Source organism: Streptomyces sp. YS-3 (assembly GCF_045257485.1).
Lineage (GTDB): Bacteria > Actinomycetota > Actinomycetes > Streptomycetales > Streptomycetaceae > Streptomyces.
Genome location: NZ_JBJHPC010000535.1, coordinates 1 through 4,924 on the forward strand (window position 1 = coordinate 1; position 4,924 = coordinate 4,924).

General features: G+C 69.1%; 4 protein-coding genes. 2 read left to right on the forward strand and 2 right to left on the reverse strand.

All coding sequences use genetic code 11. The features are described 5' to 3' along the window. The first annotated feature begins 152 nt into the window (after window positions 1-152). Window positions 153-989, forward strand: coding sequence for an HAD family hydrolase (locus ACJA3G_RS30025; RefSeq protein WP_406556189.1), 837 nt, complete (start codon window positions 153-155; stop codon window positions 987-989). 395 nt (window positions 990-1,384) lie between these two features. On the opposite strand, the gene ACJA3G_RS30030 is transcribed toward ACJA3G_RS30025, so the two are convergent. After that, the gene (locus ACJA3G_RS30030) at window positions 1,385-2,212 is read right to left on the reverse strand and encodes an oxidoreductase (RefSeq protein WP_406556190.1); all 828 of its coding nucleotides are present in this window, start codon (window positions 2,210-2,212) and stop codon (window positions 1,385-1,387) included. Window positions 2,213-2,314: 102 nt separating this feature from the next. Between ACJA3G_RS30030 and ACJA3G_RS30035 the strand changes: the two genes are divergently transcribed. Beyond that, window positions 2,315-3,301 carry an ATP-binding protein gene (locus tag ACJA3G_RS30035; protein WP_406556191.1) on the forward strand — a complete coding sequence of 329 codons (987 nt, stop codon included), beginning with the start codon at window positions 2,315-2,317 and terminating at the stop codon, window positions 3,299-3,301. 24 nt (window positions 3,302-3,325) lie between these two features. Here ACJA3G_RS30035 and ACJA3G_RS30040 read toward each other — a convergent pair whose 3' ends face one another. Then, on the reverse strand, window positions 3,326-4,606 hold the full coding sequence (locus ACJA3G_RS30040; RefSeq protein ID WP_406556192.1) for a hypothetical protein: 1,281 nt from the start codon (window positions 4,604-4,606) through the stop codon (window positions 3,326-3,328). Between the last annotated feature and the right edge of the window lie 318 nt (window positions 4,607-4,924).

Sequence of the window (4,924 nt, forward strand, 5' to 3'; positions counted from 1 at the left end):
GGAGAGCGGGGGTCGTCTTTCCGGCCGACTCGGGGGGGGAGGAGCCGGACCGGGTTAGCACGGTCGCGAACGATCCGTGACTTCCATGGTGTACCCGAGAGCCTTCTCAGGCAAACCCACACGCCCCAGCGTACGCCGAATGGTGGGCGCCTATGCTCGCCTTCGTGGAAAACCACTCCTTGCCGCGGACCGCCGCCTTCTTCGACTTGGACAAGACAGTCATTGCCAAGTCGTCGACCCTCACGTTCAGCAAGTCCTTCTATCAAGGGGGACTCATCAACCGCCGGGCCGTGCTGCGTACGGCCTATGCCCAGTTCGTGTTCCTCGCCGGCGGCGCCGACCACGACCAGATGGAGCGGATGCGCCAGTACCTGTCGGCGCTCTGCAAGGGCTGGAACGTCCAGCAGGTGAAGGAGATCGTCGCCGAGACGCTCCACGATCTGATCGACCCGATCATCTACGACGAGGCCGCCTCCCTCATCGAGGAGCACCACACCGCGGGCCGCGACGTCGTGATCGTCTCGACCTCGGGCGCCGAGGTGGTCGAGCCCATCGGTGAGCTGCTCGGGGCGGACCGGGTGGTGGCCACCCGGATGGTCGTGGGTCCCGACGGCTGCTTCACGGGCGACGTCGAGTACTACGCCTACGGCCCCACCAAGGCGGAGGCCGTCAAGGAGCTCGCCGCCTCGGAGGGCTACGACCTGTCCCGCTGCTACGCGTACAGCGACTCGGCGACCGACGTCCCCATGCTGGAGTCGGTGGGCCACCCCTTCGCGGTCAACCCGGATCGGGCACTCCGGCGCGAAGCGGCCATCCGAGATTGGCCGATTCTCGTCTTCAACCGGCCGGTCCGGCTCAAGCAGCGGCTTCCCGCGCTCTCCATGCCGCCCCGCCCCGCCCTGGTCGCGGCGGCGGCCGTGGGCGCCGCGGCGGCCACCGCCGGACTCGTCTGGTACGCGAGCCGACGACGCGCGGCGGCGGTGAGCTGACCGAGCGGCCCCGCGGTCTACGGGGCCACGGCCGGTGCCGAGGCCAGCACCGGCCGTTCTGTCCTGTTTGAACCTAAAAGTAAAGAAGTGCAGTCAGGGGTTCCGCTTCACCCCGGCCTGGAGTACAAATAAGGCAACGGCCCGCGAGACCTGGGACATCCGAGAGGATCACCTTCTACGCAGCACGGCCCCACGGACCGAAGCATGGAAGCCGAGCACCCACGCGACGTCGACCCGTCGATTACGGGCCAGCCGCACCAGGTGACGGGCAGAAGTTCCCGACCTGATGGGCAACTTTCGAGGACGCTTGGTAACCCGGTGGACATGCCAGCGGCGGTACCGATCCGGTACCGCCGCAACCCTTTTCCGGGGGCTTTCCCCGCGCCGGGTGCCGCCTACGCCGCTCCGCGCTGGAGCGCCTCGCAGACCGCCGTCGACTCCCGCACCCCGAGCTCGACCGAGCGCCCGCAGTAGGTGATCCAGGCGGCCACACCCTCCGGCGTCCCCGAGGCGTAGCCGTCCAGCGCCGCCGCGTAGGCCGCGCGTCCCTGCTCCGCGTGGCCCACCTCCGCCGGGCAGATCGACTTGGGGTCGAGACCGCTGCCGATCAGCACGATGCGCTCGGCGGCCCGCGCCACCAGTCCGTTGTACGAGCCGAACGGACGCAGGGCGAGCAGTTCGCCGTGCACCACGGCCGCCGTGACCAGCGCCGGGGCCGAGGAGCCCGCGATGATCAGCTGGGACAGGCCCTCCAGCCGGCCCGCCACCTCGTCCGCGTCCGGCAGCGGCAGCTCGATCAGCGGCTCGTCCACCGGCTCGCCGTGCTGACGCGGGCGGCCGACCGTGTCGGCGGAGTCGGCGGCGGCGACCAGATGCAGCCGGGCGAGCACCCGCAGGGGCGACTGCCGCCAGATGGAGAGCAGTTGGCCGGCCTCGGCGGTCAGCCGCAGAGCGGCGCCGACCGTGCGCGCCTCGCTCTCCGAGCCGAAGTCGCTGCGCCGCCGCACCTCCTCCAGCGCCCAGTCCGCGCCGGAGAGCGCGGCACTGCCGCGCGCCCCCCGCAGCGCCGCCTCGGAGGTGATCTCGTTGCTGCGCCGGCGCATGACCCGGTGCCCGTAGACCCGGTCGACGGCTTTGCGCACGGAGTCCACGGCGTCCGTGACACCCGGCAGCGTGCCCAGGGCGACCAGCGGATCAGGGGCCGACGAGGCGTTCGTACTCATAAGTAGGGAGGCTACGCGCCCCGGCCCCGCACCCCACCTTCGAGTGGTCTTCTTCACTCACTCCCCCTACATTGCGCCATCGCGCGATTACCGTTGGTGAACATGAAGATCGCTTTCGTGGGCAAGGGCGGCAGCGGCAAGACCACGCTGTCCTCGCTCTTCATCCGTCACCTCACCGCCAACGAGGCCGCCGTGCTCGCGGTCGACGCCGATATCAACCAGCACCTGGGGACCGCGCTCGGGCTCGACGAGCCGGAGGCCGCCGCGCTGCCCGCGATGGGCGCGCACCTGCCGTTGATCAAGGACTACCTGCGCGGCACCAACCCCCGGATCGCCTCCGCCGAGACGATGATCAAGACGACTCCGCCGGGGCGCGGCTCCCGGCTGCTGCGGCTGCGCGAGTCGAATCCGGTGTACGAGGCGTGCGCGCGGCGGGTGGTGCTCGACGACGGGGACATCCGGCTGATGGCGACCGGCCCGTTCACCGAGTCCGATCTGGGGGTGGCCTGTTACCACTCGAAGGTCGGTGCGGTGGAGCTGTGCCTGAACCACCTGGTGGACGGGCCGGACGAGTACGTGGTCGTCGACATGACCGCCGGGTCGGACTCGTTCGCCTCGGGGATGTTCACCCGCTTCGACATGACGTTCCTGGTGGCGGAGCCGACCCGCAAGGGCGTGTCGGTCTACCGGCAGTACAAGGAGTACGCGCGCGACTTCGGGGTCGCCCTGAAGGTCGTCGGCAACAAGGTGCAGGGCCCGGACGACCTGGACTTCCTGCGGGCCGAGGTCGGTGAGGACCTGCTGGTCACCGTCGGCCACTCCGACTGGGTGCGCGCGATGGAGAAGGGGCGCCCGCCGCGTTTCGAGCTCCTGGAGGCCGACAACCGGCTCGCCCTCCAGGCGCTGCAGAACGCGGCGGAGGACTCCTACGAGGCGCGCGACTGGGAGCGGTACACCCGCCAGATGGTCCACTTCCATCTGAAGAACGCCGAGAGCTGGGGGAACGCGAAGACGGGTGCCGACCTGGCGGCCCAGGTCGACCCCGACTTCGTCCTGCGGGAGGAGTTCGCCGTTCCGCAGCCGAGCTGACCTCGCCAGGGCGGCTCGCGGCGATCAGCTGGTGGCGGCCTGCCTGAGGCCGGGCTGCGGGAGCGGCCTGGCCGACTGGACCGGCAGGGCGGGCTGGGCGGCCAGGAAGGCCGTCCAGCCGCCCTTCGGGGCCTCTCCGACCTTCAGCTGACGGAACTTGTCGAGCGTCGAGGGGTCCTGGGCGTCCAGCCAGTCGGCGAGCTGACGGAACGACACACAGTGCACATCGCGCTTGACGCAGACCGTCTTGATCGTGTCCTCGACGGCCCGCATATAGGCGCCGCCGTTCCAGGACTCGAAGTGGTTGCCGACGATCAGCGGGGCGCGGTTGCCGTTGTACGAGCGCTCGAAGGCCTGGAGCAGGCCGTCGCGCATCTGATTGCCCCAGTACTCGTGCTGGTCGGCGTCGCCGGTCACCGCGCCCGACTGGTTCATGTAGAAGTTGTAGTCCATGGACAGCGTCTGGAAGCCGCGGCCCGGGACCGGCACCAGCTGCATGGACAGGTCCCAGACGCCGTTGTCGTTCTTCTTCGGCCACACCTGGTCGTTGACGCCGCTGGTGTCATAGCGCCAGCCGAGCTGGCCGGCCGCCTGCACGAAGTTCTTGCGGCCCTCCAGGCAGGGGGTGCGACCGCCGATGAGCTCCTTGTCGTAGTCGAACGGAAGCGGCGCCTCCGCCTTGAGCCCGGAGTTGGACTTCCAGTTCTTGACGAACGACTTCGCCTGCGCGATCTCGCTCTTCCACTCGTCCACCGACCAGGTGCCGACGCCGCCTTCGTTCCCGCAGAAGTGGCCGTTGAAGTGGGTGCCGACCTCGTTGCCCTCCTGCCACGCGGCGCGCAGCTGGGTGACGGTGTCCTTGATGCCCTTGAGGTCGTTGAACCCGATGTCACTGCTGCCCGGCGAGTGCTTGGGCGCGGTGTACCGCTCGCGCTTCTCCTCCGGGAGCATGTACACACCGCTGAGGAAGTACGTCATCGTCGCGTTGTACTTCTTGCCGACCTCGCGGAAGTGGGAGAACAGCCGCTGGCTGTCCTCGCCCGCCCCGTCCCAGGAGAACACCACGAACTGCGGCGGCTGCTGACCCGGCGCCAGCTTGCGCGGCTTCAGCAGATGCGGCTGGGCCCCGGTGAACGCGGTGGAGCCGTCCCCGATCAGGCGTACGACGTTCTTGGGGGCGGCGGCGCCCGCGCCGGGTCCGGGCGCTGCCGCCTTGGTCCCGTTGCCCACCGAGCAGCCCGCGGCGCCCGCGATCAGCGCGGCGACGACGGCGCCGGTGGCGATCCTCTTCGTGGCGGCCATCATCCGCCCACCCTCTTCCTCACAGATCAGCAGATCCGAAGATCTCTTGTACTGAAGGTCATCAAATCGCCGCAAAAGTGACACGCAGCATGAGGGAAGAAGGCGCGACAGGCCGCACGAAAAGCTGCTTATTCACCGTTGAGAGTGAATCGATGGCCCATTTGCCCGAAATGGCAAGCGCTGACCTTTACTCTGCATTACGATTCGTTTACCGAGAGTTGAGAATCCCGCCGCTGTACGCCGTGACCCACGGCCGCGACCCCCCATCCGCGACCGCGCCGCCCCGGAGGAGACGGGAACATGTCTGCCTGCGCCCCCACC

Coding starts and splice junctions, on each gene's coding strand:
- ACJA3G_RS30025 (WP_406556189.1), top strand. CDS start 153: ATGCTCGCCTTCGTGGAAAACCACTCCTTGCCGCGGACCGCCGCCTTC.
- ACJA3G_RS30030 (WP_406556190.1), bottom strand. CDS start 2,212: ATGAGTACGAACGCCTCGTCGGCCCCTGATCCGCTGGTCGCCCTGGGC.
- ACJA3G_RS30035 (WP_406556191.1), top strand. CDS start 2,315: ATGAAGATCGCTTTCGTGGGCAAGGGCGGCAGCGGCAAGACCACGCTG.
- ACJA3G_RS30040 (WP_406556192.1), bottom strand. CDS start 4,606: ATGATGGCCGCCACGAAGAGGATCGCCACCGGCGCCGTCGTCGCCGCG.